This window comes from Mycobacterium sp., assembly GCF_036273375.1.
In the GTDB taxonomy this organism is placed as follows: Bacteria; Actinomycetota; Actinomycetes; order Mycobacteriales; family Mycobacteriaceae; genus Mycobacterium.
On the sequence record NZ_DASUHS010000261.1, the window covers coordinates 1 to 4,407 of the forward strand.

The 4,407-nt window shown below is 66.3% G+C and carries 4 protein-coding genes and 2 pseudogenes; 4 read left to right on the forward strand and 2 right to left on the reverse strand.

Annotation, left to right across the window (positions count from 1 at the left end; translation table 11 throughout):
* Window positions 1-684, reverse strand: a pseudogene (locus VFW69_RS23165) (hypothetical protein); the annotation flags it as partial.
* A gap of 55 nt (window positions 685-739) precedes the next feature.
* On the opposite strand from VFW69_RS23165, the gene ribA reads away from it, so the two are divergent.
* The 4 genes from ribA (at window position 740) to VFW69_RS23185 (ending at window position 4,142) form a co-directional block, all read left to right on the forward strand.
* On the forward strand, window positions 740-2,077 hold the full coding sequence (gene ribA / locus VFW69_RS23170) for a GTP cyclohydrolase II RibA (RefSeq protein WP_526505024.1): 1,338 nt from the start codon (window positions 740-742) through the stop codon (window positions 2,075-2,077).
* Window positions 2,078-2,219: 142 nt separating this feature from the next.
* Entirely contained in the window at window positions 2,220-2,519 is a 300-nt protein-coding gene (locus tag VFW69_RS23175) for a hypothetical protein (protein WP_526505026.1), read from the forward strand.
* Entirely contained in the window at window positions 2,512-3,447 is a 936-nt protein-coding gene (locus tag VFW69_RS23180) for a hypothetical protein (protein WP_526505020.1), read from the forward strand. The genes VFW69_RS23175 and VFW69_RS23180 overlap by 8 nt, the downstream gene beginning before the upstream one ends.
* The gene (locus VFW69_RS23185; protein WP_526505022.1) at window positions 3,444-4,142 is read left to right on the forward strand and encodes a glycosyltransferase family 2 protein; all 699 of its coding nucleotides are present in this window, start codon (window positions 3,444-3,446) and stop codon (window positions 4,140-4,142) included. The genes VFW69_RS23180 and VFW69_RS23185 overlap by 4 nt, the downstream gene beginning before the upstream one ends.
* A gap of 9 nt (window positions 4,143-4,151) precedes the next feature.
* On the opposite strand, the pseudogene VFW69_RS23190 reads toward VFW69_RS23185, so the two are convergent.
* Window positions 4,152-4,350: pseudogene (locus VFW69_RS23190) on the reverse strand (IS1634 family transposase); the annotation flags it as partial.
* Window positions 4,351-4,407 lie beyond the last annotated feature (57 nt).

Consider the following 4,407-nt stretch of genomic DNA (forward strand, 5'->3'; position numbering starts at 1 on the left):
GCTCCATCTCGGCAGCGCAGCGCCTCGGCGGCCCGCCGCCCGCACCACGGCGGCCCGCCACGGATCGTCGCTGGCCAGCCGGTCGAGTGCGACGGGGAGGCGGCCCAGTGCGCCGAGCAGCTCCAGCACCCCCTTGCGGGCCATCCAGTTGCCGACGCTGACGGCCGCGGCCCGGCGGCCGTGGCGCAGGTCGGGTACTGGGCCGGTAGGCATGGCCGCCACGTCGCTCCCGGGCGCGATGACCCGAATGCAGTCGGCGGGCAGCCGGTGAGGCGGGGCGACGAGGTCCTCGCGCAGCGACTCGCTGGCCGCGATCAGCAGCCCGCAGCAGCGGTACACCTCGGCGGCCACTCGGCGCACCCGGTCGCACCCGTCACGCCGGGCGACGAACTGGTTCTGATGTGGGTGGAACGCGAACACCGGCTGGCCGTCGGCCTCCCCGACACAGGCATAGCCGTATCGGAACGGGTAGGTGAACGTCCCGTCGAGCGACTCGATGCGATCGTCGAGCGGCACCCCCGGATCGATCTCGCCGCGGTACGCGAGCAGTTCCCTCCCGCCGCTGTTTCCCGAGAAGTGCGTGGTGACAACAACCTCATCCGGCCCCGGCTCGGGCAGCGCGACGGCGGCTCGGACCTGACGCGGGCCCGCGAACTCGACAGCGGCGGCGGACGAAGGCATCATCTCCTGATTATGGCCGCTGGTGAGCAGGCGAAACGGCACGTCGCGCGAGTGCTGCATGCTCACTGAGGTGGCGCGTGTCCCCATGCCCACGCCGTGGGGTGTATTCGACGTGCGGGCCTTCGAGAGCCCGACCGACCACGTCTACCTGGCCATGGTGCGCGGCAACGTGGAGCACAAGGACGGTGTTCTCGTCCGCCTCCACTCCGAGTGCCTCACCGGTGACGCGCTCGGCTCGCTGCGGTGCGACTGCGGCGTGCAGCTGCGGCTGGCCATGCGCCGGATCGCGGCCGAGGACTGCGGCGTGCTCGTGTACGCCACCGGCCACGAGGGCCGGGGCGTCGGCTTGATCAACAAGCTGCGGACGTACGTCGAGCAGGACAAGGGCCATGACACGCTCGACGCGAACCTCCGCCTCGGCCTGCCGGTCGACGGGCGCACCTACGACAACGCGGCCGCCGTGTTGTCGGCGCTCGACCTGCGGTCCGTGCGGCTGCTGACGAACAACCCGAGGAAGGTCGATGGCATGCGGCGGGCGGGAATCGACGTGGTGGCGGTTGAGCCGCTGCCGACCGCGCCGCACGCCCGCAACCTCGGCTACCTCCGCACCAAAGAGCGCAGGATGGACCATGTGGGGCCGACCGGGTTGGCGGTGACGCCCTGGGAATCCGGTCCCCTGCCGGCCGTCGACGCGAGCGCTCTGCTCGGTGAGGTACGGGCCGCTGAGGACCGGCCCTACGTCGTGCTCAAGTTCGCTCAAACGCTCGACGGACGCATCGCCACGTCCACGGGCGATGCCAAATGGATCAGCGGCGAGGCCGAGCGCCGCATCTCGCACGCGCTGCGGGCCGCGTGCGATGCCGTACTCGTCGGCGTGGGCACCGTGATGACGGACGACCCACTCCTGACCGTCCGCCTCGTCGCTGGAGCGTCGCCCCAGCGGGTCGTGCTCGACTCGACGCTTCGGCTGCCGCCCACGGCGCAGATCCTCGGCCCGGACGCGCCCACCACGGTGATCACGACACCGCTCGCGTCGGCCGGCCACAGAACCGCCCTGCACGAGCGCGGGGTGCGCGTCCACGTCGTCCCGTCCAGCCCCCGCGGCGTCGACCTTCCTGCCGCCCTGGCCCGACTGCGGGCGGCTGGCACGCTGACGCTCCTCGTCGAGGGCGGCGCCCGGGTGATCACGTCGATGCTCGGTGCGGGCCTCGTCGATCGCCTGGTGGTCGGGATCGCACCGACGATAATCGGAGCCGGCACCGAGGCAGTGGGCACACTCGGGATCACCACCGTGGCCGACGGGATCCGGCTCGTCGACCGGTCGGTATACGTGCTCGACGACGACATGGGTGCTGGCGTGGGACGTTGCGCGTTGCCGTTGAGTGTGATTTGGTGACACGCCTGGGTCGGATTCCGGCGAAGTGCCAGGTAGGAGCGTGTCTGTTGTGAGATTCTGCGGGGGTGTCCGCTGACCGGGCGGCTGCTCCTTCGGGGGTGGTGACGTTTTTGTTCACCGACATTGAGGGTTCGACCCGTCGGTGGGAGGCCGATGCCAGGTCGCCAAGGCCACCTACCGCGACATCCTGGAACGGCGGGCTCGGGAGAACGCCGTCGACTTCGTCGAGGGTGTGGCCACCGCGCTCACGCCCATTGCGTTCTTCGAGACGTTCATGGTGAAAAGTTATGAGACCCTTGTCGACTCGGACACCAGGGTCGATGTGAACACCGGCATCGTCGCGGCGAGTCGGCTCCAGGCCGTGATCGGGTCCAGGGACTACAGCATCGATATCGCCGAGATGGTGGCACGGATTCCACGGCGCCGGGCCCGATGTGCATGAGCAGCGCGCCTGGCGTGTGTTCGCTGACCGCACCGGCATCGGCTGGACTGTCAGCGGTCACGGTTTCCAGCAATGGGCAGTTCGGATTTCGAAGATGAACGTCATTCTGTTCGTGTTCGCCGGCCGCAAGCAGAACATGGAACTCCAGCTCCCGCTAGTCAGGCGCATCATTACTGAGCATCCCAATGTCCAATATCACGTGTGGAATCTGTCGCGTAATGACGACGACAATCATTACCTCCGAGCCATCGAGGGTGAACGCATCACCGTCTTGAATGACTATTTTGGCATCGCCCCGTGGTTGGGGATGAATGCCGTATATCGTCACTACGCTCACAACCCCAAGTACCGGGATCACCTATTCGTGAAGGTGGATGATGATGTCGTATTCATTGAAACGGGCCGGTTCGGGGAGTTCGTTGACGCCGTGAACGGCAATCGCGCGTCAGTGGTGACCGCGAAAGTCGTCAACAACGGGGCATGCACGCCCACCGAGCCGGGGTTGTGGAGCGGCTTCGAAGCCCTTTCCTTGCCGTTGTTGGATGTTCACCTTAGCGGTGAGTACGCCGTGATGAGCCACACCTACATGTTCAAGCACTGGCGCGAAATGGTCGGCCAACCAGTTAAACTCATCAAGACCCGCGACTGGTTGTCAATCAACACGATTGGCTATGACTGGCGTATGGTCCGCAAAATCGCGCGCCGCGTCGGGACACCATCGCCGGGGGATATCGCGGGCCGCAGCTTCACCCCCAGAATCAAGATCGGCGATGAGGGCATGGTGAACATGCTGCCGCGCTTGATTTTTCAAGGGTTTCTGACCGCTCATCTTTCATTTGGCCCACAGCACGCCCATCTGACCGATGCCCAGTTGTCACTGTGGCGGAAGCGTTACGCCGCAATCGGACAGCAGTATCTCGACGCATGAACGTCGCCATCGTCATCCCTTTCAGAGACCGCGGTAATGACCCACTGCGCCCGGCCAATCTGAGGTGCGTCATCGAGCATTGGGACGGCTGCGATGTGCCTGTCTGGCTCAGCGACGACGGGCGGGTGGGAGACGCACAGTTCAACAGGTCGCAGGCCTACAACCGCGGCGCCTGGTTCGTAGATGCGGATGTGGTCGTGTTCGCAGAGGCCGACATGCTGGTGCCCTACAGCCAGATACGGCAGGCCGTCGCGATGGCGGCAGCGGCCCCGGGTCTGGTGGTGCCGTTCATCCAGTACCGCTACCTCACACCCGAAGACTCCGGCCTGGTCCGCGCGCACGACATCGAGCCCGGCGACTGCATCCCGGAATCCACCATGGACAACGGTGAGAGCATCGGCGCCATCAACGTCGTCAGTCGCGAGACGCTGGACGCGATCGGCCAGTGGGATGAGGTCTTCGAGGGGGCCTGGTACGACGACGTGGCGATGAAGATCGCCTTCGAGGTGTGCGCAGGCCCCACCCGGTGGGTCGATGGCCCGGCCTGGCACCTTTGGCATAAACCAGGTTTGGGTGGGTCGCATCTAACCGCGGAAGACAAGGCTGCTACTGCCCGGAATAAAGAGCGATTAGAGCTATATCGACAGGCCACCACCCCCGAGCGTATCCGCGAGCTGACTGCGGGTCGGCACTAGCTTCGCTGGGGTGTCGATGAAGGTGGCGAAGTTTGGTCATGTCCAGCGCCAGCCCGGTCGGGTCCAGCCCGAAGTCGGTGACCATGCGGCGGGAAAGCCGGGTCTCGATCCCGCGCAGCTGCCCCTCGCCGAGACGGTCCATCGCGTCCCAGAACCGACGGTGATCCACCGCGGCCCGGTTCAGCCGCACCCACCGCGGGGTTGCGGTCAGGACATGCGGTGAAGCTACTGCTATCCAGGAGGACTGCGGCGGTCATCGCGGACC

Coding starts and splice junctions, on each gene's coding strand:
- ribA (WP_526505024.1), top strand. CDS start 740: ATGCTCACTGAGGTGGCGCGTGTCCCCATGCCCACGCCGTGGGGTGTA.
- VFW69_RS23185 (WP_526505022.1), top strand. CDS start 3,444: ATGAACGTCGCCATCGTCATCCCTTTCAGAGACCGCGGTAATGACCCA.